At 62.3% G+C, this 25517-nt stretch carries 32 protein-coding genes; 12 read left to right on the forward strand and 20 right to left on the reverse strand.

Annotated features, from left to right (window positions below; all coding sequences use genetic code 11):
* Positions 1-146 precede the first annotated feature (146 nt).
* From rpsD to LB571_RS11310, 4 genes are all read left to right on the forward strand, one after another.
* Positions 147-764, forward strand: coding sequence for a 30S ribosomal protein S4 (gene rpsD, locus LB571_RS11295; RefSeq protein ID WP_224594483.1), 618 nt, complete (start codon positions 147-149; stop codon positions 762-764).
* A 151-nt stretch (positions 765-915) separates the two neighbouring features.
* Positions 916-1803: a tRNA 2-thiocytidine(32) synthetase TtcA gene (gene ttcA, locus LB571_RS11300; RefSeq protein WP_224594491.1), complete on the forward strand. Its 888-nt coding sequence runs from the start codon at positions 916-918 to the stop codon at positions 1801-1803.
* Positions 1793-2620, forward strand: coding sequence for an inositol monophosphatase family protein (locus LB571_RS11305; protein WP_224594492.1), 828 nt, complete (start codon positions 1793-1795; stop codon positions 2618-2620). The genes ttcA and LB571_RS11305 overlap by 11 nt, the downstream gene beginning before the upstream one ends.
* A gap of 63 nt (positions 2621-2683) precedes the next feature.
* Positions 2684-3085, forward strand: a complete 402-nt coding sequence (locus tag LB571_RS11310) for a TonB C-terminal domain-containing protein (RefSeq protein WP_224594493.1) — start codon at positions 2684-2686, stop codon at positions 3083-3085.
* A 19-nt stretch (positions 3086-3104) separates the two neighbouring features.
* On the opposite strand, the gene LB571_RS11315 is transcribed toward LB571_RS11310, so the two are convergent.
* The 5 genes from LB571_RS11315 to purL all read right to left on the reverse strand — a co-directional run bounded on the left by LB571_RS11315 (position 3105) and on the right by purL (position 8207).
* Positions 3105-4334: a multidrug effflux MFS transporter gene (locus LB571_RS11315; RefSeq protein ID WP_263484967.1), complete on the reverse strand. Its 1230-nt coding sequence runs from the start codon at positions 4332-4334 to the stop codon at positions 3105-3107.
* A gap of 204 nt (positions 4335-4538) precedes the next feature.
* Positions 4539-4874, reverse strand: a complete 336-nt coding sequence (gene grxD, locus LB571_RS11320; protein ID WP_013895877.1) for a Grx4 family monothiol glutaredoxin — start codon at positions 4872-4874, stop codon at positions 4539-4541.
* 150 nt (positions 4875-5024) lie between these two features.
* Complete coding sequence (locus LB571_RS11325; RefSeq protein ID WP_015318146.1) at positions 5025-5258, reverse strand: BolA/IbaG family iron-sulfur metabolism protein; 234 nt, start codon at positions 5256-5258, stop codon at positions 5025-5027.
* 122 nt (positions 5259-5380) lie between these two features.
* Positions 5381-5968, reverse strand: a complete 588-nt coding sequence (locus tag LB571_RS11330) for a hypothetical protein (protein ID WP_224594494.1) — start codon at positions 5966-5968, stop codon at positions 5381-5383.
* 7 nt (positions 5969-5975) lie between these two features.
* A complete protein-coding gene (gene purL, locus LB571_RS11335; RefSeq protein WP_224594496.1) occupies positions 5976-8207 on the reverse strand; it encodes a phosphoribosylformylglycinamidine synthase subunit PurL in 2232 nt (743 codons plus the stop codon).
* Positions 8208-8443: 236 nt separating this feature from the next.
* On the opposite strand from purL, the gene LB571_RS11340 reads away from it, so the two are divergent.
* Complete coding sequence (locus tag LB571_RS11340) at positions 8444-8608, forward strand: hypothetical protein (protein WP_015318143.1); 165 nt, start codon at positions 8444-8446, stop codon at positions 8606-8608.
* Positions 8609-8683: 75 nt separating this feature from the next.
* On the opposite strand, the gene LB571_RS11345 is transcribed toward LB571_RS11340, so the two are convergent.
* Positions 8684-10093: a PLP-dependent aminotransferase family protein gene (locus LB571_RS11345; protein ID WP_224594498.1), complete on the reverse strand. Its 1410-nt coding sequence runs from the start codon at positions 10091-10093 to the stop codon at positions 8684-8686.
* 94 nt (positions 10094-10187) lie between these two features.
* Here LB571_RS11345 and LB571_RS11350 point away from each other — a divergent pair, with 94 nt between their 5' ends.
* Positions 10188-10439: a DUF1127 domain-containing protein gene (locus LB571_RS11350; protein WP_224594500.1), complete on the forward strand. Its 252-nt coding sequence runs from the start codon at positions 10188-10190 to the stop codon at positions 10437-10439.
* Positions 10440-10447: 8 nt separating this feature from the next.
* On the opposite strand, the gene LB571_RS11355 is transcribed toward LB571_RS11350, so the two are convergent.
* From LB571_RS11355 to purC, 7 genes are all read right to left on the reverse strand, one after another.
* Positions 10448-11089: a Pr6Pr family membrane protein gene (locus LB571_RS11355; protein WP_224594502.1), complete on the reverse strand. Its 642-nt coding sequence runs from the start codon at positions 11087-11089 to the stop codon at positions 10448-10450.
* Between the two features lie 7 nt (positions 11090-11096).
* Positions 11097-11504: a hypothetical protein gene (locus LB571_RS11360; RefSeq protein ID WP_140787529.1), complete on the reverse strand. Its 408-nt coding sequence runs from the start codon at positions 11502-11504 to the stop codon at positions 11097-11099.
* On the reverse strand, positions 11501-12166 hold the full coding sequence (locus LB571_RS11365; protein WP_140717438.1) for a glutathione S-transferase family protein: 666 nt from the start codon (positions 12164-12166) through the stop codon (positions 11501-11503). Before LB571_RS11365 ends, LB571_RS11360 begins: the two co-directional genes overlap by 4 nt.
* A 64-nt stretch (positions 12167-12230) precedes the next feature.
* Positions 12231-12899, reverse strand: coding sequence for a phosphoribosylformylglycinamidine synthase subunit PurQ (purQ, locus tag LB571_RS11370; RefSeq protein WP_224594505.1), 669 nt, complete (start codon positions 12897-12899; stop codon positions 12231-12233).
* Positions 12896-13150 (reverse strand): hypothetical protein, encoded by a 255-nt coding sequence (locus tag LB571_RS11375; RefSeq protein WP_224594511.1) that lies wholly within the window; start codon positions 13148-13150, stop codon positions 12896-12898. The genes purQ and LB571_RS11375 overlap by 4 nt, the downstream gene beginning before the upstream one ends.
* A 20-nt stretch (positions 13151-13170) precedes the next feature.
* Positions 13171-13413, reverse strand: a complete 243-nt coding sequence (gene purS / locus LB571_RS11380; RefSeq protein ID WP_224594639.1) for a phosphoribosylformylglycinamidine synthase subunit PurS — start codon at positions 13411-13413, stop codon at positions 13171-13173.
* A 42-nt stretch (positions 13414-13455) separates the two neighbouring features.
* Positions 13456-14250, reverse strand: coding sequence for a phosphoribosylaminoimidazolesuccinocarboxamide synthase (purC, locus tag LB571_RS11385; protein ID WP_013532127.1), 795 nt, complete (start codon positions 14248-14250; stop codon positions 13456-13458).
* A gap of 274 nt (positions 14251-14524) precedes the next feature.
* Between purC and LB571_RS11390 the strand changes: the two genes are divergently transcribed.
* On the forward strand, positions 14525-14845 hold the full coding sequence (locus tag LB571_RS11390; RefSeq protein ID WP_015318134.1) for a DUF1476 domain-containing protein: 321 nt from the start codon (positions 14525-14527) through the stop codon (positions 14843-14845).
* Positions 14846-14955: 110 nt separating this feature from the next.
* Positions 14956-15729, forward strand: coding sequence for an HpcH/HpaI aldolase family protein (locus LB571_RS11395; RefSeq protein WP_224594516.1), 774 nt, complete (start codon positions 14956-14958; stop codon positions 15727-15729).
* Here the strand turns inward: LB571_RS11395 and LB571_RS11400 are convergent.
* Both LB571_RS11400 and LB571_RS11405 read right to left on the reverse strand, forming a co-directional pair.
* Positions 15636-16928 carry an acyltransferase family protein gene (locus tag LB571_RS11400; protein WP_224594519.1) on the reverse strand — a complete coding sequence of 431 codons (1293 nt, stop codon included), beginning with the start codon at positions 16926-16928 and terminating at the stop codon, positions 15636-15638. The two genes, LB571_RS11395 and LB571_RS11400, sit on opposite strands and share 94 nt — an antisense overlap.
* A 173-nt stretch (positions 16929-17101) precedes the next feature.
* Positions 17102-17650 (reverse strand): RBBP9/YdeN family alpha/beta hydrolase, encoded by a 549-nt coding sequence (locus tag LB571_RS11405; protein ID WP_140616988.1) that lies wholly within the window; start codon positions 17648-17650, stop codon positions 17102-17104.
* Positions 17651-17894: 244 nt separating this feature from the next.
* On the opposite strand from LB571_RS11405, the gene LB571_RS11410 reads away from it, so the two are divergent.
* Positions 17895-18707, forward strand: a complete 813-nt coding sequence (locus tag LB571_RS11410; RefSeq protein WP_140717428.1) for a VOC family protein — start codon at positions 17895-17897, stop codon at positions 18705-18707.
* Positions 18708-18756: 49 nt separating this feature from the next.
* On the opposite strand, the gene purB is transcribed toward LB571_RS11410, so the two are convergent.
* From purB to LB571_RS11425, 3 genes are read right to left on the reverse strand one after another with little or no spacing between them, the layout of a single operon-like run.
* Positions 18757-20064, reverse strand: a complete 1308-nt coding sequence (purB, locus tag LB571_RS11415; RefSeq protein ID WP_224594521.1) for an adenylosuccinate lyase — start codon at positions 20062-20064, stop codon at positions 18757-18759.
* 60 nt (positions 20065-20124) lie between these two features.
* Positions 20125-20589: a hypothetical protein gene (locus LB571_RS11420; RefSeq protein ID WP_224594524.1), complete on the reverse strand. Its 465-nt coding sequence runs from the start codon at positions 20587-20589 to the stop codon at positions 20125-20127.
* A 56-nt stretch (positions 20590-20645) separates the two neighbouring features.
* A complete protein-coding gene (locus LB571_RS11425; RefSeq protein ID WP_224594526.1) occupies positions 20646-21368 on the reverse strand; it encodes a DUF2259 domain-containing protein in 723 nt (240 codons plus the stop codon).
* 147 nt (positions 21369-21515) lie between these two features.
* Between LB571_RS11425 and LB571_RS11430 the strand changes: the two genes are divergently transcribed.
* A complete protein-coding gene (locus LB571_RS11430; protein ID WP_015318126.1) occupies positions 21516-21770 on the forward strand; it encodes a DUF2171 domain-containing protein in 255 nt (84 codons plus the stop codon).
* 18 nt (positions 21771-21788) lie between these two features.
* Here the strand turns inward: LB571_RS11430 and LB571_RS11435 are convergent, their stop codons facing one another.
* Entirely contained in the window at positions 21789-22811 is a 1023-nt protein-coding gene (locus LB571_RS11435) for a P1 family peptidase (protein WP_224594530.1), read from the reverse strand.
* Positions 22811-23884 carry a branched-chain amino acid ABC transporter substrate-binding protein gene (locus LB571_RS11440; protein ID WP_224531152.1) on the reverse strand — a complete coding sequence of 358 codons (1074 nt, stop codon included), beginning with the start codon at positions 23882-23884 and terminating at the stop codon, positions 22811-22813. Before LB571_RS11440 ends, LB571_RS11435 begins: the two co-directional genes overlap by 1 nt.
* Before the next feature lie 179 nt (positions 23885-24063).
* On the opposite strand from LB571_RS11440, the gene LB571_RS11445 reads away from it, so the two are divergent.
* Positions 24064-24591, forward strand: coding sequence for a flavin reductase (locus LB571_RS11445; RefSeq protein ID WP_015318123.1), 528 nt, complete (start codon positions 24064-24066; stop codon positions 24589-24591).
* The gene (locus LB571_RS11450) at positions 24588-25517 is read left to right on the forward strand and encodes an AAA family ATPase (protein ID WP_224594532.1); all 930 of its coding nucleotides are present in this window, start codon (positions 24588-24590) and stop codon (positions 25515-25517) included. The genes LB571_RS11445 and LB571_RS11450 overlap by 4 nt, the downstream gene beginning before the upstream one ends.

Genomic DNA, 25517 nt, shown 5'->3' on the forward strand with positions numbered 1-25517 from the left:
TTGTTTGAACTGACGTGTCCCGTGGGTTTTCCGCCGCGTTGCGTGGGAAAACCCTGTCAGGTCTCGAAAACGGAGGCCAGAGGAGGGCGCGTTTCCTTCACCCGGACCAAGAGGTGCCGGGTGTGTTGTTTTTGAAAGGGAATGCGATGAGCAAGCGCGAAGCCGCGAAATACAAGATCGACCGCCGTCTCGGCGAAAATATCTGGGGCCGCCCCAAGTCCCCGGTTAACAAGCGTGAATACGGCCCCGGCCAGCATGGCCAGCGCCGCAAGGGCAAGCTTTCCGACTTCGGCCTGCAGCTCCGTGCCAAGCAGAAGCTGAAGGGCCACTACGGCGACGTGTCGGAAAAGCAGTTCCGCAAGGTCTATGAAGAGGCCGATCGCCGCAAGGGCGACACCTCGGAGAACCTGATCGGCCTGCTCGAATCGCGTCTCGACGCGGTTGTCTACCGCTCCAAGTTCGTGCCGACCATTTTCGCCGCCCGTCAGTTCGTCAACCACGGCCACGTCAACGTCAACGGCAAGCGCGTCAACATCGGCTCGTATCGCTGCAAGCCGGGCGATGTCGTCGAAGTGCGCGAAAAGTCGAAGCAGCTGGTGATCGTCCTGGAATCGGTTGGCCTCGCCGAGCGCGACGTGCCCGACTACATCGAAGCCGATCACAACAAGATGACCGCGACCTTCTCGCGCATCCCGGGCCTGGCGGACGTTCCGTTCGCCGTGCAGATGGAACCGAACCTGGTCGTCGAATTCTACTCGCGCTAAGCGAACGCTTTTTTTGCGATACCGGAAAGGCCGCCCTCGAGGCGGCCTTTTTGTTTCGGGCACCCGCTTTGCGGCGTGTCGCTAAAATCAATTTCGATTTTCCAGACAATGCGCTAAGCCGGGCGGAAGTCACATCCGGGGCCGTCGCGCCATGAACATGCAGCCAGACATCGAAACACTCGAACCGGCCGCCGAAGGCGGCTCTCACCCGCTGTTCGCCGATGTGCCGTCGTCGGTCGAGTTCAACAAGCTGCGCAAGCGACTGCTGCGGCTGACCCGCCAGGCGATCGAGGATTTTTCGATGGTGAAGCCGGGCGAGCGCTGGCTGGTCGCGCTGTCGGGCGGCAAGGATTCCTACGGTCTGCTGGCCATGTTGCTTGATCTCAAATGGCGCGGGATGCTGCCAGTCGAGTTGCTGGCCTGCAATCTCGACCAGGGCCAGCCGAATTTCCCCAAGCATATCCTGCCCGACTATCTCTACACCAACGGCATAGCGCACCGTATCGAATACCGGGACACCTATTCGGTCGTGACCGACAAGCTCCCTGAAGGCAGCACCTATTGCTCGCTCTGCTCGCGGCTGCGGCGCGGCCATCTCTACAGGATCGCGCGCGAGGAAGGCTGCTCGGCCCTGGTCCTCGGCCATCATCGCGAGGACATCCTCGAAACCTTCTTCATGAACCTGTTCCACGGCGGGCGGCTTGCCGCCATGCCGCCGAAACTGCTCAACGACGAAGGCGATGTAATGGTGTTGCGGCCGCTGAGCTACTGTGCCGAAATCGATCTGGAGAAATTCGCTGCCGCGATGCGGTTCCCGATCATCCCTTGCGATCTCTGCGGCAGCCAGGAAGGGCTGCAGCGCAACGCCATGAAAGCGATGCTCGAGGACATCGAAAAGCGCATGCCCGGCCGCAAGGACACCATGATTCGCGCTCTGTCCAACACCAGGCCGTCGCATTTGCTCGACCGAAAGCTGTTCGATTTCGCCGCCCTCAATGAAACCCTCGCGATCAGGCAAGACATTTCCGATGACATTTGACGACACCGCGATCGACTGGCTGGCCGGCATTCTGGCCGAGGCAGCCCAAGCCGAAATCATGCCGCGCTTTCGCCGACTGGGCGACGGCGACATCAGGCAGAAGACTTCCGCCGCCGACCTGGTGACGGAGGCCGATGTCAACGCCGAGCGGCTGATCACCGCCAGGCTGCGCGATCGCTATCCCTCGGCCATGGTGGTGGGCGAGGAAGCCTGCTCCGAAAATCCGGCGTTGCTCGACGGCTTGGGCGATGCCGAACTGGCGTTCACCGTCGACCCGGTGGACGGCACCTTCAATTTCGCGTCCGGCGTGCCGCTGTTCGGCGTCATGCTGGCGGTCGTGGTCAGGGGGGAGACGGTCGCGGGCATCATCCATGATCCGGTGGGCAAGGACTGGCTCATCGCCGCCAGGGGTGCCGGCAGTCATATCAGGCATGCCCATGGCAGCCTGGAGAAAGTGCATGTGGCGGCGCCCGTGCCGATCTCGCAGATGACCGGCGCGGTGTCCTGGCAATATCTCGATGAACCGGAGCGCTCACGCCTGGCGCGCAATCAGACCAAGGCACTGTCGCAGTTCGCCTATCGCTGCGCTGCTCACGAATATCGCCTGCTGGCGAGCGGGCATGCGCATTTTGTCGTCTACAACAAGCTGATGCCCTGGGATCATCTGCCCGGCGTGCTGATCCATCAGGAGGCCGGCGGCCATGCCGCTCGGATCGACGGCAGCGCCTATCTGCCTTCGCATGTCGATGGCGGCCTGCTTGTCGCGCCGGACCAGGACAGCTGGCAGGAAGTGCGCCGCGAGCCGTGGGCGGAATAGGACCAATTCCTGTGGCTTGAACCGTTGTATGATCGAGTCGGGCGTTTTGGCGGAGGCTCTCGGATGAAACCTCGGTTCGCAATTTTTGCGGCGGTTCTTGCCGTGGTGCCGTTTGCGAACGCGGCAATCGCGCAAGAACGCCCCTGTCACAGTCCCGATCCTATCGACACCATCAAGGAGATGTCGGACGCTATCTATGCCTGCTGGAAGCCGCCACCCGGAACCGCGGGCATGTCCTTGACCATCCAGTTCTCGCTTCGTCGCAACGGGACGCTGATCGGGACGCCTCGCGCCACCTATTCCGATCTGGGGGTCGATCCGCGGCTCAGCCGAGCCTTCGTGGCGTCCATCCTCAAGGCGCTCGACGACGCTCTTCCATTGCCCTTTCCAAATGGCATGGGCGGAGCGATCGCGGGGCGGATGCTCTCTCCTCGCTTCACGGCGGCGCTTGAACGCGCATCCTGACGCCACCAGCAGACGACAATCAATGCAGGTCGGTGACGTGGCCTGAAACGGGGGCGTTCTGCGGCTGGAACATCTTGCCGCGTTCCGCAAACAGGATCATCAGCAGCGCGGCCACCGAGACGCTGCAGAAACCGGCGGCTAGCGGCGTCACCGTGCCGTTGAAAGCCTGACCGATCAGCGTGCCGAGAATGCCGCCGAGAAAAGTCTGCATGAAACCCAGGATGGACGACGCCGTGCCGGCCAGCTGGCCAAGCGGCTCCATGGCCAACGCATTGAAATTGGCTCCAAGACAGCCAAACGGCAGCATGGCACTGGCAAAGAAGGTGATGAACAGCCAGAGCGGCATCTTCGTTTCCAGTGAAACCACCAGCCAGGCCAGGCTGATCACCAGAAACAGCAACAGCGCGCTTTGAGACAGGCGGCGCATGCCGACGCGGCCGACGAGGCGCGAGTTCAGATAGTTGGAGAAGGCGAGTACGCCCGCGACACCGGCGAAAATGACGGGAAACATCTCGCCGACGTCGAAGATGTTGACGTAGATCTGCTGCGCCGAGGCGATGAAGCCGAACATGGCGCCGAAGATGAAGGTGCTGGCGAAGGCATAGCAGAGCGCGATGCGATTGGTGAGCACGATGCGGAAGCCGCCGAGGATGGATGAAACCGTCAGTGGCCGGCGATATTCGGGATGCAGCGTCTCGGGCAGGCGCAGCAGCGACCACGCCGAGACGATCATGGCTCCGACGGCCATCGTGACGAATATCCAATGCCAGGTCGCGAACAGCATGATGAACTGGCCGATGCCTGGAGCCACGACCGGGATCGCCATGAACACCATGAAGATCAGTGACATGACTTCGGCCATACGCCGGCCGTCGAATGTATCGCGCACGATCGAGACCGCTATGACGCGCGTGGCAGCCGCGCCAAGGCCTTGCACGGCGCGGCATATCAAGAGCGTTTCAAAGCTCGGCGCGATAGCGGCCGCGGCGGCCGCCGCCACATAGATGATCAGGCCGGCGACGAGCGGCGATCGGCGCCCGAACCGGTCCGAGATCGGCCCGAAGAACAGTTGGCCGCCGCCGAAACCCAGTATGTAGGCGGTGACCACATATTGCCGATGATTTTCGTTCTCGACCCCGAGCGAGGCACCGATCTGCTGCAGCGCCGGCAGCATGATGTCGATGGCCAGCGAATTGAGCGCCATCAGCGCCGCGCAGAGCGCGATGAACTCCCAGCGCGGAATCGGCAATTGGCTTGCCCGAGGCGAGGTGCTTGCCCCTTGCGGCGCTGATTTCTGCTGGTCCACGGCAAGTCCGATCTCTCAAACGAAAACGCGCCGGCGGGCCGGCGCATTTGGCTCGTCTTGGTCCCGGGATCCGGGCTTGTAAAAGTGCCGAGGTGGGGCCGCCCCGGTGGCTTGGGCATGTCGATACCGACACGCCCAAAACTGAAGTCAAGCGGCGCCTTTGACGCTCACGCCCTTCTCGACCAGAAAGGTCTGCAATTCGCCGGCCTGGAACATTTCGCGGATGATATCGCAGCCGCCGACGAATTCGCCCTTGACGTAGAGCTGCGGGATCGTCGGCCAGTTGGAATAGTCCTTGATGCCCTGGCGCAGTTCGGCGGAGTCCAGAACGTTCACGCCTTTGTAGTCGGCGCCGATATAGTCGAGGATCTGGACGACCTGGCCGGAAAATCCGCATTGCGGGAAGCCGGGCGTGCCCTTCATGAAAAGGACGACGTCGTTGCCCTTCACTTCATTGTCGATGTAGTCGTTGATGCCGCTCATGGAATATCCTTTCACGCCTGTGGGAGTCAGGCTCGAAACATGTCCCTCAAATAAACCCATAGGTTGCCCGAAACAAGACTTTAGCCATGCCATCACCCGAATGGCGCAAAGAATGGGCGGCTTTGGGCCAAGCGTGTCGGGTGGAATGCCTCAGTCGGGAACGCTGGTCTGCAGCGCCAGCGCGTGCAGCACGCCGCCCATATTGCCCTTCAGCGCGTCATAGACCATCTGATGCTGCTGGACCCGGCTTTTTCCGCGAAAGCTCTCGGCCACGACCTCAGCGGCGTAGTGGTCGCCGTCACCGGCGAGGTCGCGAATCGTCACACGGGCATCCGGTATGCCGTCCTTGATCAGTTTTTCGATGTCGTGGGCGTCCATTGCCATTGCGGAAATTCCTGTTTCGGAAGGGCGGCGGCGCGGCGGCCCATGTGATGAGAGTCGGGCAAGCCTAAAGCCTTTCCAATCCGGATTGAAGCGGTTCTGTCCAGTGTCCGTTCTGTTGGTGTTCAGGCGATGGGTTCACCCGGCCCCTGCGCCGGCTCATCCTCGCGCATCGAGAAGGCGCGGCCAAGGCTGAAGACCAGCACGTAGAGCGGGAGGTTGACCGCCATGTTGGCGATCGGCAGATAGCTGGTCATTCGCCAGGCGGGCGAGAAGAACGGCTGGCCGTAACCATCGCAGACAAGCGAAGAGCCGTACTCCCACAAGGCCCCCAAAACGGCCGAGACGGCGAAGAGCTTCATGCAGGTGACGACGTGTCTCGTCCGCGCCTGGTCCGGCAGAAGCCGGTTCCAGAGCACCACGCAGACGATCGGAACCGCATAGATGAGGTTCTGCAGGACAAGCATGGGAAGCGTGCCGTTGGCCGCGGCGAGGAATTCTCCGCGCGTTTCCAGCCTGGGACAAACCTCGCTCGATGTCGTCGAGAGCAGGAAGAAGGCGAACGGCCCGAGGCACCAGAAGAAGAACAGCGACGGCCAGAAGACGACTGCAAGCAGCGCCCGGACGGCCAGTTTCTTATGATTGAGCAGGATCTCTGGACAAAACGGTTTTCCCTTTGTCCGAGAAAACCGGTTTCCACCTTTCGGGATCATGCCCTGGTCAACTGGCCTGATCCATGAAGCGCGGGAACCAGCCTTCATGGGCTGCGGTCAAGTCACTGACCGGGATTGCCCTGGTATCGCCGAGCTTCAACGCGGTGCCCCCGGTCGAGCCGATCCACGGCGCGAAAATGCCGAGTTCGCCCTGCTGCTTGCGGATGGCGTCCCATTCATCGCCATGCGGATCGATCGACAGCGTCAGGAGATAGCGGCCCTGGTCTTCGCCGAACCAGACCGGGATCGGATCGGTACCGACAAGCCCGGGAACGGTCGCGCCGATGCCCGACGCCATCGCCATTTCGGCCAGCGCCACCGCAATGCCGCCATCTGAGACGTCATGCGCGGCCGTGACGATGCCGGCAGCGATCAACGAGCGTACGTGGTCGCCGACGCGCTTCTCGTGTTCGAGGTCGACCGGCGGCGGCGGGCCGTCGCTGCGGCCGTGGATATCCCTGAAATAGACGGACTGGCCAAGATGCGTTCCCCAGGAAGCCGGTGCGCCGACCAGCAGGATCATCTGGCCCTCCGCGGCGAAACCGATCCGCGCCATCTTCGACCAGTCTGATATCAGGCCGACGCCGCCGATGGTCGGTGTCGGCAGGATGCCCTGGCCGTTGGTCTCGTTGTAGAGCGAGACATTGCCCGACACGATCGGGAAACCAAGCGCCCGGCAGGCGTCGCCGATGCCTTTCACCGCGCCAACCAACTGGCCCATGATCTCAGGCCGTTCGGGATTGCCGAAATTGAGATTGTCGGTGGCGGCGAGCGGCAGCGCGCCGGTGGCGGTCAGGTTGCGCCAGCATTCGGCCACCGCCTGCTTGCCGCCCTCGTAGGGGTCGGCTTCGCAATAGCGCGGCGTCACGTCGGAGGAGAAGGCCAGCGCCTTGGTCGGATGGCCCTCGACCCGCACCACGCCGGCGTCACCGCCCGGAAGCTGCAGCGAATTGCCCTGGATCAGCGTGTCGTACTGTTCCCACACCCAGCGGCGCGAAGACAGGTCCGGTCCGCCAAGCAGCTTCAGCAGCGCATCGGCGAGGTCGGCCTGCGGGATATCGTTGGCGGCAAGCGGCGCCGGCTTCTTCGGCTCGACCCAAGGGCGATCGTATTCGGGAGCCTTGTCACCGAGATCCTTGATCGGCAGGTTGGCGACCTCGTTCCCCTGGTGCCGCACGCGGAAGCGCAGATCGTCGGTGGTCTTGCCGACGATGGCGAAGTCGAGGCCCCATTTGTGAAAGATCGCCTCGGCCTCCTTCTCTTTTTCAGGGCGCAGCACCATCAGCATGCGCTCCTGGCTTTCCGACAGCATCATCTCGTAGGCGCTCATGCGCTCCTCGCGCACCGGCACCTTGTCGAGGTCGAGTTCGATGCCGAGGTCGCCCTTGGCGCCCATTTCGACCGCCGAACAGGTGAGGCCGGCAGCACCCATGTCCTGGATGGCGATCACGGCGCCCGAAGCCATCAGTTCGAGAGAGGCCTCCAGCAGGCATTTTTCGGTGAAGGGATCGCCGACCTGCACGGTCGGGCGCTTCTCGTCGATCTTGTCGTCGAATTCGGCCGAGGCCATGGTGGCGCCGCCGACGCCGTCGCGGCCGGTCTTGGCGCCCAGATAGACGACCGGCAGGCCGACGCCCTTAGCCTCGGACAGGAAGATGGCATCGGTCTTGGCAAGGCCCGCGGCAAAGGCATTGACCAGGATGTTGCCGTTGTAGCGGGCGTCGAAATTGACCTCGCCGCCGACCGTCGGCACGCCGAAGGCATTGCCGTAGCCGCCGACGCCGGAAACCACGCCCGCGACCAGATGCCTGGTCTTGGGATGGTCGGGCGCGCCGAAGCGCAGCGCGTTCATCGCCGCGATCGGCCGCGCGCCCATGGTGAAGACGTCGCGCAAGATGCCGCCGACGCCCGTCGCCGCACCCTGGTAGGGCTCGATGAAGGAGGGATGGTTGTGGCTTTCCATCTTGAAGACGACGCAGTCGCCGTCACCGATGTCGACCACGCCGGCATTCTCGCCCGGGCCCTGGACGACTTGCGGGCCGGTGGTCGGCAAGGTGCGCAGCCATTTCTTCGAGGATTTGTAGGAGCAGTGCTCGTTCCACATCGCCGAGAAGATGCCGAGTTCGGTGAAGCTCGGCTCGCGACCGACCAGGTCCAATATGCGCTGATACTCATCGGGCTTCAGCCCATGCGAGGCGATGAGGTCTGATGTGATCGGGACGGAATTGGAAGTGGTCATGGGCGGCGATTTATGTCCATGGAGCAGGGATTTTGAGTCTCCTCTTATCGCAAGCCTTGCGGTCGATACACCCGTCGGCTGAGGAAAAAGGCAGAAAGCAACAGGGCGATAGATCGCGGCAGGCCTTTTGGTGAGCAGCGAAAGGCGTCCACCCAGCTTTCAAGTCCCCGCAAACCAAAATGGGGAACGCTCCGATGCCCCGGTCGTTAGGTCCCTATCACCGAGGAGACAGAATCATGGCTACCAAGCAAGGCAAGAACGACAATCGCCTCTCGGACAAGGAAGCTCTCCATATCGCGGAGACCACCGACGTTTCGCCGCGGCAGGCCAAGGAATTGGCTGAGAAGCACGGCAAGGAAAAAGCCGAGAAGGAAGCCAAGAACTTCAAGGCCGAAGGTTGATCCGGGTCTGGTTCTGACAAGTCCAGTGTCGCAAGTCGACGTCTCGAGGCAGCAGGGCGGGTGGCCGCGAACGGTTCAGGAAAAACTGTCGTAGCCCGCGCGGCCCTCGTCCAGCAGCCGCCTGATCACCGCGACGCCGCCGGCAACATCCTCGCGCCCGCTCGGCTGCGAAACACCGAAGCGCACCCCATGGAAAACCCGCTCCGAGCGCCCCGCCTTGAATTCATCCTCATCGTCGATCAGCACGCCATGCTCCAGGCAGGCATTCTTGAACGTGCCGGAAAGCCAGGGATCGGGCAGGGTGAGCCAGACGAACGGCACCTTGTCGTGCGATCTGAATGAGAAGCCCGCCAAACTTTCGCGCACTATGGACATGCGGGCGCTGATCTCCGCGATGCTGCGCTTGCGGATTTCGCCGGCCTGGCCGGAAAGCACCAGCCGGGCATTCACCTCTGCCAGCAAGAATGGCATGCCGCCGGTCATCATCTTGTGCGCGACCCGGATGCGATGGCGATAGACGGGCGGGCAGGAGAGCCAGCCGCCACGCAGGCCGGCGGCGACCGATTTCGACAGGCCGCCGGCGATGATGGTGCGTTCGGGCGCGAATTCGGCAAGCAGCGGTGTCGGGTCGTCGGTCAAATGGCCGTAGAGGTCATCCTCGATCAGGATGACGTTGTAATCACGGGCGATACGCGCGATCGCCTCGCGTCGAGCCGACGACAAGGTCACCAAGGTCGGATTCTGCGCCGTCGGTATCAGGAAGATCATCTTGGGGTGCTTTTGCGCGCAGACGCGTTCGAAATCCGCCGGATCGAGACCTTCATCGTCCGAGGCAACCAGCGCGGTGCGCCGGCCGATCAGGCCGGCGCTGCGGGAAATCTGGGAGTAGGTGAGGTGCTCGAAGGCGACATAGTCGCCGGGCGTGGTCAGGGCCGCGATCGCGGCCATCACCGCGGCATGGGTGCCGAGGGTCGGCACGATTGTATCGATCGTTGGCCGGAAGGCATTCCGGGACAGCCAACGGGCGCCGGCTTCGTACCAGCGATCCGGGAAGTCGCGCGTGTAACTTGAAATCTCATGCGGATGGTCCTGAGCGGTGCGCGACAGGACGTCGGCTACAACGGCGCCTTGGCCGATATCAGGGGCTGCCGTGCTGTCGAACCGCAACTTGCCCTTGGGGGCATCGACATAGCGCGTGCCTTCCACGCTGGTGTCGGGCGCCTCCGGCTTCGTAACTCCGACGTTCTGGCTAAGCACATAGGTCCCGCGTCCGACTTCGCCGCTGACCAGACCGCGCTCGCGCAGCAATTGATAGGCCCGCCCGACGGTGCCGACCGTGGCGCCGATGTCGTAGGCGAGGTCGCGCTGTGGCGGCAGTTTTGCCCCCGCGCCGATCACTCCTCGATCGATATCCGCCTCGATGGAATCCGCGAGACGTTGATACAGCGGGCCTGAACCGGTGAGATCTGGAATCCAATTTGTCATGGTGACAATTTTCTATATTGCACCGTTTTGAGAGTCAAATACATACCGGCAATGCACCCAACAGAGGGTGCAATTGACATTTGGCAGAAAGAAAATGAATACAATCGGAACATTCCGCCATTCGGCAATCCAATTGCTCGGTCAGCCTGCTCGCCCGTCCGGGCAGCGCGGCTTCGCCGGCCGAATTGTGCAAGTGCTCAGTTCGCTGGCGAAATGGATCGACCGCCTGCTGGAGCGCCGGCGCGGCCGGCTGGCGCTGCTGGAGATGACCGACGATCAACTCAAGGACATCGGCATTTCGCGCTGCGACGCTCACCGCGAAGGCATCAAGCCGCTCTGGGAATAGCGACCCGTCTATCGGATGCCTTTGCTCCCGAGGCGCCCGATAGCGTGGTCGACGAAAACGGCGACGATGCATATCACCAGGAAAAGCGTGGTTATGGCGAGCGCGGCCATGGCGACGCTCTCAACGCCGTTCCTGGCGACATCGAGGAAGGGGTAGGGCACTTCGCCCGCCAGCGGCGCGCGCGCCAGCGCATAGGCCAGATAGGCGATGGGATAGAGCACCCAGCAGGAGATGTCGCTCCATCGCGTCCTGCCATCGGCGCCCGATATCAGCCACCACAGCACGAACAGCACCGGCGTCACATAGTGCAGCAGGATGTCGCAGAGCAGGAACAGGCCTTGCGGCTGCCAGAGCCGCGCCAGAACCGTGGCATAGACGATGAACACCAGGGTGATCGAAGCCGCGACGCCCGCGCGCATCCGTGGTCCGGCAAAGGCCGGCAGCCATGCATAGAAGCTGGATGACAACAGCGAAGCGTGGACCAGCACGGCGCCAATGTTGGTCAGGATGGTGAAGAAGCTGAAATAGAACACGATCGAGCCGAGCAGGCCGCGGCCCGCTACCATCGAAGCCGGAATGGTGATCGAGAACTGCAAAGCGAGCGCTATCAGGCCAACAACCAATCCCGCGATCTGCAGGAACCGGCCCATGGCAGGCTCAGGCGGTGGCCGCGCAGGCCGGATTGCCCGCCTGCCAGCGCGCGACATCAGAGCTGATGCGTGCGCCGAGCGGGTCGTTCATCAACGGTCCGAAGACGTCGACACGGCTTGAATTGCCCTGTGCCTGCACGACAAGCAACGGTTTGCCGCCATAGTGCTTGGCCGGAACCAGAAGGAAGCGCGGCGTGCCGCTGAACGAGTTCAGCTCATTGGCCATCTGATACTGCTTGAAGGCCGGATCCTTGCTGGCGATCCAGCATTTGTGGGCCGATATCGCCACCTGTTCCATGGAGAGCAGCGCGGCGCTCTTGCCGGACGGCACGGGCGTGCTCTTGGGGCTCGATTGGCAAGATGCCAAGGCAAAGCCTGACGCGGCGATCAGGGCGATCGTCCTGTTCTTGATCAAGCGGCACCCATTTCGAGTTCGGACAGAAAGATCTTCAGGCCGTCGGTCATCTCGCCCCACACCCTGGACAATGCCGGATGCTGCGAGGCGATCTGCTCATAAGCATCGAATCTGGGATAGGCGTCGAGCAGGTCGTGGCGGCCGGTCATGGCGCGGAAATTGTTGAAGATGAACCGCGTCGGCGTCAGCCAGGCATCGGCGAAACTGATGTCGCTGCCGAGCGCGAAAGGGCCTTGCGCCATGCGTGCCTCGATGGCGGCCAGCCCATGGTGCAGACGAGCGAATTGGGCGTCGATCTCGGCAGTGTCGCGCTTCGGCACGAAATGCAATTCGAAAAGCTTCATCGTCGGTGTGAGCACGTCGAGATCGACGATGCGGGCGAACATGCGCACCAGCGCGCGGTCCTTCGAATCGGGCGGCAACAGCGCCGGTTCGGGAAACCGTTCCTCGAGATATTCGGCGATGACCACCGATTCGACGATCGTTTCGCCCGAGCCGGTGATCAGAACCGGAATCCGGTTCATCGGCGAAATGGCGCGAAACGCCTCGGGGATCGGAAAGCCGGGCGGCGGCGCGATGATCTTGATCGGCACGTCCTTGATATAGGCCAGCGCCCGCACGATCGAAGAGTAGGGCGACAACGGCCGCGAATAGAGTTTCATGACCGTCTCTCCCTCACGCTATGATCTTGAATGGCCGCAATTCTTAAGGTTGCGGTTGCAAACTTCAAGCGGCAATGCCCAAGGCGCCTTCGAACAGCGCTCTGCCGTCATTGCCGCCATGCGCTGCTTCTATCAGATTCTCGGGATGCGGCATCAAGCCGAGCACATTGCCTTGTTCGTTGACGATGCCGGCAATGTCGTTGATCGAGCCGTTCGGGTTGGTGCCTTCGGCATAACGGAACACCACCTGGCCTTCGCCCTCGAGACGGGCAAGTGTGTCGGCGTCGGCAAAGTAATTCCCGTCGTGATGCGCCACCGGCGAGCGGATGATCTGGCCCGGCTGGTAGCGACGCGTGAACATGGTGTTGGCGTTGGCGATCTCGAGCTTGACCTGCCGGCAGACGAATTTCAGCGAGGTGTTGCGCATCAGCGCACCTGGCAGCAGACCGGCCTCGACGAGGATCTGGAAACCGTTGCAAACGCCGATGACCATGACGCCCTTGGCAGCCTTTTCGGCGACCGCCCGCATGACCGGCATGCGTGCCGCGATCGCGCCGCAGCGCAGATAGTCGCCGAAGGAAAAGCCGCCTGGGATGGCGATCAGGTCGACATCGGGAATTTCGGTGTCGGTCTGCCAGACGGTTGCCGGCGCGCGTCCGGAAATCTTGGTCAGCGCGGCGATCATGTCGCGGTCGCGGTTGAGGCCAGGGAGAAGGACGACGGCTGATTTCATTTTGGTTCGTAAGGCCTTTGTGCTTCGGCAAGTTCGCGCGGGTCGAGACGGCGTTCGATATGTTCTAGCCGATCATCCTGGCGAGCGAGCACGCCATAGATGTTCTTCACGTCACTCTCCGTGGCTATCAGATGACCGCGGATGGAGCCAAGCTCGGATTTTACCTCTCCGAGCATCAAATCCATCCTGTCCAACCGCGATTGAATGGACTTGAGGACCTCAAAATTCAAGCTCCCATCGCTCTCGGCCACCAGTCCCCTCCGGCACAACTTCAGGTAAGCGTCACACTATAATTCTCAATTACAGTGTTCGCCAGCAGCTTGTCGCACATGGCCTTGAGATCGGCCTCGGCCTTGCCCTTGTCGCTTTCCGCCAGCTCGACGTCGAACACCTTGCCCTGCCGCACTTGGCCGACGCCATCGAAGCCCAGCCCCGACAGCGCGTGTTCGATCGCCTTGCCTTGCGGGTCGAGCACACCATTCTTGAGGGTGACGGTAATGCGGGCCTTGATCACGCTGGACATGCTCCTGTTCTGAACGTTGGGCGCAAGCCGCTATCAGTGCGGCTTGCCTTTGAGGCCGTCGGTCGAGGCGACAAGCACCGGACCGGTAGGACGCGGCGGCTCGTTCTCGTTCATGATGCCGAGGCGGCGGGCGACTTCCTGATAGGCCTCGACGAGGCCGCCCATGTCGCGACGGAAACGGTCCTTATCGAGCTTGTCCTGCGTCGCCACGTCCCACAGGCGGCAGGAGTCCGGCGAAATCTCGTCGGCCACGACGATGCGCATCATGTCGCCCTCGAACAGGCGACCGCACTCGATCTTGAAGTCGACGAGCTGGATGCCGACCCCCATGAACAGGCCGGAGAGGAAATCGTTGACGCGGATGGCCAGCGCCATGACGTCGTCGATTTCCTGCGGGCTTGCCCAGCCGAACGCCGTGATGTGCTCTTCCGAAACCATCGGATCGTCGAGTGCGTCGGCCTTGTAATAGAATTCGATGATCGAGCGCGGCAGGACGGTGCCTTCCTCGATGCCGAGGCGCTTGGACAGCGAACCGGCGGCGACATTGCGCACCACCACCTCGAGCGGGATGATCTCGACTTCCTTGATCAGCTGCTCGCGCATGTTGAGTCGGCGGATGAAGTGGGTCGGGATGCCCATGCGGTTCAAATGATTGAAGATGTATTCGGAAATGCGGTTGTTGAGCACACCCTTGCCGTCGATGACCTCGTGCTTCTTCTTGTTGAACGCGGTTGCGTCGTCCTTGAAGAACTGGATCAGCGTGCCCGGCTCGGGTCCCTCATAGAGGATCTTGGCCTTGCCTTCATAAATGCGGCGGCGATTTTTCATTTGAATTTTTCTCTGGATTTGCGGACAGGCGGCAAGCGACCACTTCCTGTCCGTCCGCCTGAAATAATGCGGCGACGGTGACGTTCAATGCCGGGTCTATCCCAATCACACCGTTTGCTCAATCGGCAAATCCTTTCAATCAACCGCTTTCGGGACTGAAATGCCGCAGCGCAGCATATGACGAAGCATATTGACCGGCCCGCGACCTTTTGGTTTGTGCTTCGGCAACACACATATCCATTGCCAACGAATCGGATTTGACCGGAGGGACGCCATGAGCAGCATGAAAGACCGCGAAGAGGGCTTCGAGCGCAAATTCGCTTTCGACGAGGAGCTTCGGTTCAAGGCTTCGGCGCGGCGCAACAAGGCGCTTGGTCTGTGGGCAGCCGAAAAGCTCGGAAAGTCCGGCGCCGATGCCGACGCCTACGCCAAGGAAGTCGTTGTTTCCGACATCGAGGAAGCCGGCGACCACGACGTGTTCCGCAAGATCCGCAAGGATTTCGATGCCGCCGGCGTCGAGCAGTCCGATCACCAGATCCGCCGCACCATGGACGAAATGATGGCGCAGGCGATCGAGCAGATCAAGAACACCTGATCCGGCCGCTTTCTGGCCCAATCGACCGCCCGGCCGATCCGGGCGGTTTTTCTTTGCCTTTGCGGCGGTTTCCGGCTGAAACTGCCGACGTTAACGAGGAAAGAGATTAGATGTCCCTGAAGTCCCGTCTTGCCGCAGATGAAACGCTGGTAACCGCCTGGTCGGGCGTGCCGGACGCCTTGACCGTGGAGATCCTCGCCAGGCAGGACTTCGATGCCGTGACACTCGACATGCAGCATGGCGGCCATCACGAGGACAGCGTCCTGCGCGGCCTGGCACCCGTGCTGGCCCTGGGCAAGCCGGCGCTGGTGCGCATTCCCGTTGGCCGTTTCGACATGGCGAGCCGTGCTCTCGATTTTGGCGCCGAAGCAGTCATTGCACCGATGGTCAACTCGGTGGCCGATGCAAAGCTGCTCGCCGCGGCCATGAAGTATCCCCCGCTCGGCGAGCGCTCGTGGGGTCCGACCTATGCCTTTCCCCGCCATGGCAAGGGCGACTATGCCGAATGGCTGCGCGACACCAATCAGCGCACCATGGCTTTTGCCATGGTCGAGACGCGCGCCGCGCTCGATGCGCTTGACGGTATCCTCGACACGCCGGGCATCGACGGCATTTTCCTCGGGCCGTCCGACTTCTCGATCGCCTGGACCAACGGCACCACGGTCAATTCGACGCTGGAAAGCATGATGGAGACGGTGGCTTCGGTTGCCGAGCGCACCCGCAAGGCCGGCAAGCATGCGGCGATCTATGTCGTCGAACCGGCTATCGCCGGCCGCGTCGTGTCGATGGGCTATCGCCTGCTCGCCACGGGTTCCGAGCACGCGCTGATTTCATTGGGAGCAAGGACCTTGCTCAAGGACATGCGGGACTCGATCGGATCCTGAACCAGGGGGCTGCTGTCGCCAGCGTGTTGCTCAGACCTTTGCACCGCGAGCGCCGTGGCGGCCGATCCGCCGCGTCTGATCCTGTCGAACAAAGCGCCGAGCGCCTGGACCCACCAGTTGTTGAAAGCCATCAGCGGCAATGCCGCGAGGATCGACCCAGATATCGCGGCGGCAGCGCCGAGTGCGGCGGAGTCGCTTGCCAACAGCGCCCATGATCCCAACGAGCAGATAACGGGTACATGCACGAGGTAGAGCGGGAAAGACAGGTCGCCCAGGAAACGTGCGGCCTTGCCGGAGAGCCATGACGGTGGGTCATCCATGCTCAGCACGGCGTAAACCAGCATGATGCTTGCCGGGATGGCCACGCAAGCTTGCCGCAAACCGATATCGGAAGCTGCAATATCGAGCACGGCGAAGGGCCGGTATATTCCGACAGCATCTCCTGCATAACCCAGCAGCACCAGCGAAATAATCGCCATGGCCCCTCTCACCCATCGATTCGGGTGAAATCCCATGGCGAGAAGCGGATAGAGTAGGAGGCTGGCCGGAAAGGCACAAAAAAAGAAGCTGACTTGCACCGCCAAGAATACGCCTGTTGCTATGCAAAGCCAGGACAATAGCGCCCAGCGGCCTTGGAAGAAAAAGACGATCGGGGCGAGGGCGAAGGTCAGCATGCTGCCCCAGAACTCGATCGTCATGGTCCACAGGCTGCTGTCGTAATATTTGTCGCCGTAAATGAATGTCCGCCACGCTCCTTGCAGGAATGCGTCGGAGAAACTCGCTGTCTCCCGCGACAGTACCTTTGAAGCATTGCCGAATCTGCCGAGCCACTCAGATTGAGCGACCGCCGCTGCATCCTCGAAGAAATACAGATCGAGCTTGAAGATGACACAGGACGATAGAACCACAACAAGCACGGGTCCAGCCAGACGAGGCAAACGTTTGATCGCACCCAGCCGAAGGTCTTGTGCGTCGCGGGACTGGAAATAACGCTTCACAAGCACATAGGAAGAGAGGACGAAAAACAAGTAGACGGCAGAGCCGCCATTGAAGGCGATGAAAGCCAGACTTGTCTTGAGCGATTGCGCAGCCTCCTCTTCGCCCGCCGCGGACGGCGCAAAAGCACACAAGATATGCCAATTGAGAACGATAAGCGCTGCGGCGCCTCTCAAGAATTCAAGTGATGCGTCCTTGCGCAAGCATTGACCTCTGTTTCAAGGGCGAAGAATTGGCAGCCCGGTTCAAGCACGGATGATCATCCAGAAAGCAATTTCCACTGCTTCTGAATAGTTAACGCTGGCCCTCTTAAATTATTATTTATTCGAGTCCTGCAGTTTGATCGAATGCCATCGTGCGTTGATTTTGGCGCGCCTCAGAGGTCCGTCAGAAACTTGGCGAAGGTCATCGATCCCTCGGGCCAGGGGCCAAAGCCTGAATCCTCGCTGAGATGGCCGGTTTCTCCGGCATCGATGAACAGCGAGCCCCAGGCGCCGGCGATGTCCTCGGCGACATCGAAAGGGCAGAAGGGGTCGTTGCGGCTGGCGATCACGATGGAGGGAAACGGCAGCGGTTCGCGAGGATAAGGGCCGAAGGTCATCAGATGTCTTGGCTTGATCTTGGGATTCGCGACGTCCGGCGGTGCCACGAAGAAGGCGCCGGCGACCGGCTTCCGGAACTGCGGAATGGCTTGTACGGCCGCGGCCACTCCAAGTGAGTGAGCGACGAGAACGACAGGTCTCTCGGCCTCGTTGACCGCCTTGGCCACACTCGCCGTCCAGTCCTCGCGCACCGGCTTCGACCATTCCGCTTGCTCGACGCGGCGCGCCGTGGACAGTTTCGATTGCCAGCGGGTCTGCCAATGCTCAGGCCCCGAATTGGTGTATCCGGGAATGATCAGAATATCTGCGTCCTTGACTTTCATGGCGCTCAGATAGCGAGCGCGATTGCCTCATGCAACCGTTGATGGGCAGGCTTCCGGTCGCAACGGTGAACACCATGTTCGCTTTTCGCTGTCTTGTGTGAACGATGAAGATCGACGATCTCTGTCGGGAGAGAAACAGCCGTGGAGGACCGGGATTTTGGCGCTGACACGACGTAGAATGATCGGCGCCGCTGGCCTCCTGGCTTTGGGAGCTTCGCGAGACGTCGCCGCAACGGAGACAATGATGAGCGAATTGCCATTTGCCGCCACCACGCCGGTGAGCGTCGCCCGCGTCGGCCTGAAGGCGCGTGATGCCGAAAGTCTTGCCGCCTATTATCGCAAAGTCGTCGGACTGCAGGAATTGAGCCGCGCCGACGGCGCGATCACGCTCGGTGCCGGCAGCCGTCCGCTGCTGGTGCTTGAGCCGGACAGCTCTGCCAAACCGGACGATCCGCGCAGCGCCGGCCTGTTCCATACGGCTTTCCTGCTGCCCAGCCGTGCCGATCTCGGACGCTGGATCAACCACGCCATCTCAGACAAGATCGCTATCGAGGGCGCTTCGGACCATCTGGTCAGCGAAGCGCTCTACCTGACCGATCCCGAGGGCAACGGCATCGAAATCTATGCCGACCGCCGCCCGCAGGATTGGAAATGGAACGGCGACAAGATCGCCATGGCGACCGAGCGGATGAACATTCCGTCTGTCGTTGCCGAAGTGCCGGCCGGCGATGCGGGATGGCAAGGCGCGCCGGAAAACAGCATTGTCGGCCATGTCCACCTGCGCGTCGGCAGACCGGAAGAGGCCGAAGCCTGGTGGAACCAGGAATTCGGCTTCGACACGGTCGCCAAATATGGCGGCCAGGCGGTGTTCCTGTCGTCGGGGCATTATCACCACCACATCGGCGCCAATGCCTGGCAAAGCGCCGGCGCCGGCCGCCGCGACCCCTCCCGCTCGGGCCTTGCCTGGGTCGAGATGCGTTCGGACAATGTGAGCAGCGAAACGACCCGTGAGGATCCTTGGGGCACGGTGATCAGGACCGTGCCAGGTAAGGCTTGACTGGACGTCACCACGGCTTTTTTCTCCCCGTAAACGGGGGAAGGAAAGCTCATGCCCCTCCGAAAACCCGCTTGAAGATCGTGTCGACGTGCTTGGTGTGGTAGCCTAGGTCGAATTTCTCGCGGATTTGCGCCTCCGGCAGTGCGGCTGTCACTTCCTTGTCGGCCAGAAGTTCCTCAAGAAAATCAGCGCCTTGTTCCCACACCTTCATGGCGTTGCGCTGCACCAACCGGTAGGAATCTTCGCGTGACAGGCCGGCCTGCGTCAGCGCCAGCATGACGCGTTGCGAATGCACTAGGCCGCGAAACTTGTTCATGTTGTTCAGCATGTTGTCGGGATAGACGACCAGCTTGTCGACGACGCTGGTCAGGCGTGACAGCGCGAAATCGAGCGTCACGGTGGAGTCCGGGCCGATCATGCGCTCGACCGAGGAGTGCGAGATGTCGCGCTCGTGCCAGAGCGCCACGTTCTCCATCGCAGGCAGCGCCATGGAGCGCACCATGCGGGCAAGGCCGGTGAGGTTTTCGGTCAGCACCGGGTTGCGCTTGTGCGGCATCGCCGACGAGCCTTTCTGGCCCGGCGAAAAATACTCTTCCGCTTCCAGCACTTCGGTGCGCTGCAGATGCCGGACCTCGATCGCCAGCCGCTCGATCGAGGAGGCGATGACGCCGAGGGTCGCGAAGAACATGGCGTGGCGGTCGCGCGGAATCACCTGCGTCGACACCGGTTCCGGCTTCAGTCCGAGCTTTGCCGCCACATGTTCCTCGACATAGGGCTCGATGTTGGCGAAGGTGCCGACCGCGCCCGAAATCGCACAGGTGGCAATGTCTTCGCGCGCGTGCACCAGCCGCTCGCGGCAGCGCGAGAATTCGGCATAAGCCTGCGCCAGCTTTATGCCGAAGGTCGTCGGCTCGGCATGGATACCGTGGCTGCGGCCGATGGTGACGGTGTCCTTGTGCTCGAAGGCGCGGCGCTTGAGCGCTGCAAGCAACGTATCGATGTCGGCCAGCAGAATGTCGCTGGCGCGGGTGAGTTGCACCGCAAAGCAGGTGTCGAGCACGTCCGAAGACGTCATGCCCTGATGGATGAAGCGCGCATCGGGTCCGACGAATTCGGCAAGATGGGTGAGGAAGGCGATGACGTCATGCTTGGTGACGCGCTCGATCGCGTCGATCTTCTCGACGTCGAATTCGGCCACGCTTCCCTTTTCCCAGATCGTTTTGGCCGCTTCCTTGGGGATGACCCCCAGTTCGGCCAGCGCGTCGCAGGCATGGGCCTCGATTTCGAACCAGATGCGAAACCGGGTTTCGGGCGACCAGATGGCGACCATTTCCGGCCGGGAATAGCGAGGGATCATCGGTCATTCCTGATGTGTCGGAGGGATTTGTCCGCGTCCTAACAGAGGCGGGCCAAATGCTCAACGCTGCTGCCGTGCAAACCAGAGGCTGACGGCGAACAAGGCGACGAAACCAAGCGGGAAATAGAGCCGGATGCCCAGCACCACGAACTGGTAGGACGCCACCGCCATCGTGAAGGCGAGCTGAAAGCCCCAGGTGAGGGTGAATACGGGCGCATGCCATTCGGCATAGTAGGAGCGGTATTGCAGGGCATACAGCAGGGCGGTGAGGCCGATCGTTGCGGCAGCAAGCCCTACGAATATCGCCGCGAAGGCGACCTCCCGGCCCTTTCCGAGCGAAACCAGCCGTGCGGCAAAGAGGCCAACGGGAAAGGCTAGGCCGCCGCCGACGGCAAACAGCAGGGACACGGTGCGGATCTTGCCTGGCGTCACCCAATTGTCCAGCAACAGGTTGACGAGTGCGCTGGCGCCCATCATGGCGGCCCACAGCAGCGCACCGAGAAGCGCTGCACGCAGTGTCGGCATGGCGCCGCGAAGGTGGTGCAGGGCGCGATTGCGCCTGACGGGTTGGGCAAGCTCTGTCACAGGCGGCCGGTCACGGCGATCCAGCGAAAGTCCGGCCCTTCGAAGCCATACTGGCGCACCGCGATCAGCACCGCATAAGCGCTGAGGCTGTCCATCGAGAACGTCTGCACCGCGCCGATGCGGTAGCCGTTCGGGCAGCCCCGGCTCTTGGGGGTCGCTTTGTCCTCGTGCAGCAATTTCGTGGTGCCGCCATCCCGCGCCTCGATACGCAGCAGCCGGAAGCCATTGATCTCGCCCTGGCTGGCGCAACCTTCGGTGTCATTCATGCCGATCTCGTCGAGCCGGAACTCGAGCGGCTGGTCGACAGGGGAAAAGATCGGTCGCGGATTGACCACTATGCGATGTGGATCGGCCGAAAGCTCGGTCACCGGGTTGGAGCCGGCGGTGATGCCGCGGTTGGCACTCAGCTCGGCCTGGCTGACAATGGCCTCGCCCTTTTGCCGGGCCTGAAGGCGGGCAGCGTCGAGCGTTGCCTTCTCGTCGTCGAGCCGGACCCTGACCGGCGTGCCCTTGAGAAAGCTGTCGTTGCTGGTGTCGATGTAATACCGGTTGGCATAGGGAAAGCCCGACCCGTCCTGGATGCCGTACTCCTCGAAGGCGAACACGCCGCCATCCCGGGTGAAGCCCAGGATTTCGAGCTCCGCGACATCGCCGGCCTGGGCAATCGACGCCGCGAACTGCGTGGCCAGGCAAACGGCAAACAGGAAAAGCGTCCGCATTGTCATCGCTCCTTCGGCCTGATCGCTTCAATCCCTAGCACGACGAGATCAAAACGTCGTGCGGACCAAGGCCGATGCATCCAAACCGCTCGTCATTTGTTATTGTCGGCAGTCCCAAGGGAAACCCACCCCAATGGAGAAGCTAACATGACCGACACCAGCAAAATTCGTGAGCACATGGACGTCGTCGGCGCCGACGGCGTGCATATCGGCACCGTCGACAAGGTCGATGGCCAGCGCATCAAGCTGACCAAGGCCGACAGTGGCGAGGGGGCTCACAAGGGCCATCACCACTATATTTCACTGGCCCTGGTTGCCGAGGTCGATGGCAAGAAGGTGTGGCTGTCCGCGAATTCCGATGTCGCGGTGACGTTCGAGGAAGAAAAATCCGATCCGGTTTGATCGACGGCTTTAGCCAGCCTAGCGACGTGACGACCAGACGGGAAACAGGTCGTTGTCGGCTGGCGTCGCGGCAAACACGCCACGGCTGATGGCGCGCGCCATAGTGGCGCCGGCGGCGGCGTAGAGGTCGATTGCCGCGTCGGCGGTCAGTTCGACCCCGCTCTTGCCGGTGGCCAGCGCGAACACCAGGTCGCCGTCGGCCGGCGTATGGGTCGGCCAGATGGCGCGTACGAAGCCGTCATGCGCCGAAATTGCCAGGCGTTTGGCGGCGGCCTTGGTGAGAACCGCGTCCGTGGCAATGACCGCGATGGTCGTGTTGCCGCCGCTGTCCATCTGCCGTCCGTGATCCTTGTCCCCGTATTTCAGCAAAATCCGCTTCGCGTCCTCGGGCATGGGCGAGGGATAACCAAGCCCGCCGAATTCATCGCCGATTTCGAAGGGTGCCGCCCAGAAATGGCGGGTGCGGCCGACGGTCACCGAGCCGGTCGGGTTGACGGCGGCCAGCGCGCCGATGGTGATCCCATTGTCCAGCAGTGTCGAGGCGGAACCCAGGCCACCCTTCAGCCCCGACGTCAGTGCACCGGTTCCGGCGCCCGCCGTGCCAAATTGGAAATCGACAGCGGCAGTCTGCACCGACTCGTAGCCGAGGTCGCGATAGGGGGGATAGCGGCCCCAGTCCTTGTCGCCGCCATTGCGCAGGTCGAAGAGGATCGCCGCCGGCACGATCGGTACGCGGAAGCCGCCAACCTCGAAGCCGATGCCGCGTTCGCGCAGTGCGGCCTGCACGCCGGAGGCAGCATCGAGCCCGAAAGCAGAACCGCCCGACAGCACCACGGCATGGATCGTCTCCACCAAATTGTGCGGTTCCAGCAGATCCGTCTCGCGGGTGCCAGGCGCGCCGCCAAGAATCTGGACTCCCGCGACCGCCGGCTCGTCGCAAAGGACGGTCGTCACGCCGGACTTCAGCCTGGCGTCGGAAGCATTGCCAACGCGCAGGCCCATGACATCGGTGATGAGATTGCGTGGACCGGTGCGGAACATCAGTTGTTTTCCAAGGGCACGAAGCGGGTGCCGTCGAAGCGGAAGACACGGTAGAGGCTCTGGCTGAGGTCGCCCTTGTCGTCGAAGCGGACCGGTCCGATCGCCGTGGTGAAATCATGCCCGGTGAGTGCCTCGGCCAGCGGCCCGCCGGAGCCTGCTGCGTCCGACGATGCGGCCTTGGCGATCTCGACCGCAGCATAAGCCGGCAGGGCGTAGCCGTCCGGCACGATCTTGTGCGCGGAGAAGCTTTCCAGCACTTTGGGATCCGCGACATCGGCCCATTCGGGTGGCGCGATCATCAGCGTGCCGGTCGCGTAAGGCACGTCGCCGGGCGGCGTGCGCAGGTTTTCGCCGCCGGCAAGGACGATGCCCGTCTGGAGCTGGGCGGCATCGCGCCCCATAATGGCGATGTCGTCGCCGTCGCCGCCGGCAAAGACATGCGTGGCGCCGGCCTTTTTCAGCCGTCCCACCAGGCCGATCTGGTTGTCGAGCTGCGGCCGGAACGTGTCGACGAAGACTGGTTTCAGTGCCGCCTGCTCGGCAGCAGCACGAAATGTCTCCGCCATCTCACGGCCATAGATGGTGCCGTCGTCGATGATCGCGAACAGCTCGTTCTGCCATAGGCGGGTAAGGGTGGAGGCGACGGCATTGCGCTCGTCGTCGCCTCGCGGGCCGAGGCGATAAACCGGCCAGCCGGTCTTGGCGCGGCGGTCGGTCAGGCTTTCGGTTCGCACACCAACGGTGATGACAGGAATATTGGCGTCCTTAAGGACAGGCATCGCCGCCTCGATCGCCTCCGTGCAGAGGAAGCCGATCACGACATTGACCTTGGCTGCCACGAATTCCCTGGCCGCCGCGGCGCCGCCATCGCCGGTGCAGGCGTCATCAACAGTCTTGAGTTGGATGCCGTCCACCTCTGCCGCGAGCCCGGCGCCAGCCTCGATCTGCCTGCCGAGGATGGCCGATGGTCCCGACAGGGGTGCTGCGACACCAATCGTGAGCGTCTGTGCGCTGGCGGCGCCGGCCATGAACAGCCAGGCCAGCGCTGCGGTTATGGTTGCCCCGGATCGCATGCTGCCGAAGAATTCCTCCAAGCCCGCGACGTCGCGCAGGCGTCAAATTCCCGCCAAGACCTAAAGGCTGCCCGGCCTTGGTGCAACACGCGAATTCGGGATATGGGCCAAGCACTTCGCTTGTGGCATGTGATGTCTGGCCATATATGTCAGGTGAACAATGGCCATGGAATCTTCCAGTGCTGAAGAAGAACGATATTGGACCGCAGGCCTATCGCGACGCGATGAGTCATTTTGCCGGTCATGTCCATGTGGTGACCACCGACGGACCCGCCGGAAAGCGGGGGACGACGGTGATCGCGGCATGTTCTGTGTCGGATACGCCGCCGACCATCCTGGTCTGCCTCAATCGTGAAAATGCCAAGAATGAGCTGTTCGTGAAGAACGGCAAATTTGCCCTGAACACGCTGGCTTCGCACCAGGAGCCGCTGTCGATTGGATTTTCCGGCATGACTGGCCTGCCGGTCGAAGAGCGCTTCGCGCTCGGCGAATGGGATGTGATTTCCACCGGCGCGCCGACGCTCAAGGGCGCGCTCGCCGTGTTCGACTGCGAACTGATCGACACCAAGGACCTAGCCACCCATCGTGTGCTTTTTGGCAAGGTGACAGGCCTGCGTATGGGCGATAATTTGCGGCCGCTGATCTATCACGCCCGCGGCTACCACGTCCTGGAAAGTGGGGCCGCCGCACCCGCGGAGAAGGAATGAGCGACTTGAAACCGCGCCCCGTGCCGCGGACGATCGACGAAACGCTCGATCTCCTGACCGGCGCGGACTATGTCGCGGACCGGTCGCTGGCAACGGTGCTTTTCCTGTCTCTGCGCATGAGGCGGCCGCTTTTCCTCGAAGGCGAGGCCGGCGTCGGCAAGACCGAGATCGCCAAGGTGTTGGCCGAGGCGCTTGGCCGCCGGCTGATCCGCCTGCAGTGTTATGAGGGGCTCGACGTCTCCTCGGCCGTTTATGAGTGGAATTACGCCGCGCAGATGATCGAAATCCGCATGGAGGAGGCAGCCGGCAAGGTCGACCGCTCCGCCATGGAGCGTAACGTTTTCTCCGAAAAGTACCTGATCCGCCGGCCGGTGCTCGATGCGCTGACGGGCAAGGCGGGCGCAGCCCCGGTTTTCCTGATCGACGAGCTCGACCGCACCGACGAAGCCTTCGAAGCCTTCCTGCTCGAAATCCTCTCCGACTTCCAGGTGACTGTGCCTGAACTCGGCACGATCGCGGCTGAAGAGCCGCCGATCGTCATCATCACCACCAACCGCACCCGCGAAATCCACGATGCGCTGAAGCGGCGCTGCCTTTATCACTGGGTCGACTATCCCAGTGCCGAGCGCGAACTGGAGATCGTACGCCGCAAGGTGCCTCGGGCCAACCAGCGGCTTTCGGCCGAAGTGGTGTCCTTCATCCAGAAGCTGCGCCAGATCGAGCTGTTCAAGGTGCCGGGCGTCGCCGAAACCATCGACTGGGCCGGCGCGCTGACCGAACTCGACAAGGTGGCGCTCGATCCGGAGACCGTGTCCGACACGATCGGGGTGCTGCTGAAATACCAGGACGACATTGCCCGCATCGGCGCGGGCGAGGGCCGGCGCATCCTCGACGAGGTCAAGGCCGAGCTCGCGGCGGCGGAGTAG

Origin of the sequence: Mesorhizobium sp. BR1-1-4, assembly GCF_020165375.1 — a bacterium.
Classification (GTDB): domain Bacteria; phylum Pseudomonadota; class Alphaproteobacteria; order Rhizobiales; family Rhizobiaceae; genus Mesorhizobium; species Mesorhizobium australicum.

Excerpts from the sequence above, each read along its gene's own strand:
- rpsD (WP_224594483.1), top strand. The coding sequence starts at position 147 with ATGAGCAAGCGCGAAGCCGCGAAATACAAGATCGACCGCCGTCTCGGC.
- ttcA (WP_224594491.1), top strand. The coding sequence starts at position 916 with ATGAACATGCAGCCAGACATCGAAACACTCGAACCGGCCGCCGAAGGC.
- LB571_RS11305 (WP_224594492.1), top strand. The coding sequence starts at position 1,793 with ATGACATTTGACGACACCGCGATCGACTGGCTGGCCGGCATTCTGGCC.
- LB571_RS11310 (WP_224594493.1), top strand. The coding sequence starts at position 2,684 with ATGAAACCTCGGTTCGCAATTTTTGCGGCGGTTCTTGCCGTGGTGCCG.
- grxD (WP_013895877.1), bottom strand. The coding sequence starts at position 4,874 with ATGAGCGGCATCAACGACTACATCGACAATGAAGTGAAGGGCAACGAC.
- LB571_RS11325 (WP_015318146.1), bottom strand. The coding sequence starts at position 5,258 with ATGGCAATGGACGCCCACGACATCGAAAAACTGATCAAGGACGGCATA.
- LB571_RS11330 (WP_224594494.1), bottom strand. The coding sequence starts at position 5,968 with ATGATCCCGAAAGGTGGAAACCGGTTTTCTCGGACAAAGGGAAAACCG.
- purL (WP_224594496.1), bottom strand. The coding sequence starts at position 8,207 with ATGACCACTTCCAATTCCGTCCCGATCACATCAGACCTCATCGCCTCG.
- LB571_RS11340 (WP_015318143.1), top strand. The coding sequence starts at position 8,444 with ATGGCTACCAAGCAAGGCAAGAACGACAATCGCCTCTCGGACAAGGAA.
- LB571_RS11345 (WP_224594498.1), bottom strand. The coding sequence starts at position 10,093 with ATGACAAATTGGATTCCAGATCTCACCGGTTCAGGCCCGCTGTATCAA.
- LB571_RS11350 (WP_224594500.1), top strand. The coding sequence starts at position 10,188 with ATGAATACAATCGGAACATTCCGCCATTCGGCAATCCAATTGCTCGGT.
- LB571_RS11355 (WP_224594502.1), bottom strand. The coding sequence starts at position 11,089 with ATGGGCCGGTTCCTGCAGATCGCGGGATTGGTTGTTGGCCTGATAGCG.
- LB571_RS11365 (WP_140717438.1), bottom strand. The coding sequence starts at position 12,166 with ATGAAACTCTATTCGCGGCCGTTGTCGCCCTACTCTTCGATCGTGCGG.
- purQ (WP_224594505.1), bottom strand. The coding sequence starts at position 12,899 with ATGAAATCAGCCGTCGTCCTTCTCCCTGGCCTCAACCGCGACCGCGAC.
- purC (WP_013532127.1), bottom strand. The coding sequence starts at position 14,250 with ATGAAAAATCGCCGCCGCATTTATGAAGGCAAGGCCAAGATCCTCTAT.
- LB571_RS11390 (WP_015318134.1), top strand. The coding sequence starts at position 14,525 with ATGAGCAGCATGAAAGACCGCGAAGAGGGCTTCGAGCGCAAATTCGCT.
- LB571_RS11395 (WP_224594516.1), top strand. The coding sequence starts at position 14,956 with ATGTCCCTGAAGTCCCGTCTTGCCGCAGATGAAACGCTGGTAACCGCC.
- LB571_RS11405 (WP_140616988.1), bottom strand. The coding sequence starts at position 17,650 with ATGAAAGTCAAGGACGCAGATATTCTGATCATTCCCGGATACACCAAT.
- LB571_RS11410 (WP_140717428.1), top strand. The coding sequence starts at position 17,895 with ATGAGCGAATTGCCATTTGCCGCCACCACGCCGGTGAGCGTCGCCCGC.
- purB (WP_224594521.1), bottom strand. The coding sequence starts at position 20,064 with ATGATCCCTCGCTATTCCCGGCCGGAAATGGTCGCCATCTGGTCGCCC.
- LB571_RS11420 (WP_224594524.1), bottom strand. The coding sequence starts at position 20,589 with ATGCCGACACTGCGTGCAGCGCTTCTCGGTGCGCTGCTGTGGGCCGCC.
- LB571_RS11425 (WP_224594526.1), bottom strand. The coding sequence starts at position 21,368 with ATGCGGACGCTTTTCCTGTTTGCCGTTTGCCTGGCCACGCAGTTCGCG.
- LB571_RS11430 (WP_015318126.1), top strand. The coding sequence starts at position 21,516 with ATGACCGACACCAGCAAAATTCGTGAGCACATGGACGTCGTCGGCGCC.
- LB571_RS11435 (WP_224594530.1), bottom strand. The coding sequence starts at position 22,811 with ATGTTCCGCACCGGTCCACGCAATCTCATCACCGATGTCATGGGCCTG.
- LB571_RS11440 (WP_224531152.1), bottom strand. The coding sequence starts at position 23,884 with ATGCGATCCGGGGCAACCATAACCGCAGCGCTGGCCTGGCTGTTCATG.
- LB571_RS11450 (WP_224594532.1), top strand. The coding sequence starts at position 24,588 with ATGAGCGACTTGAAACCGCGCCCCGTGCCGCGGACGATCGACGAAACG.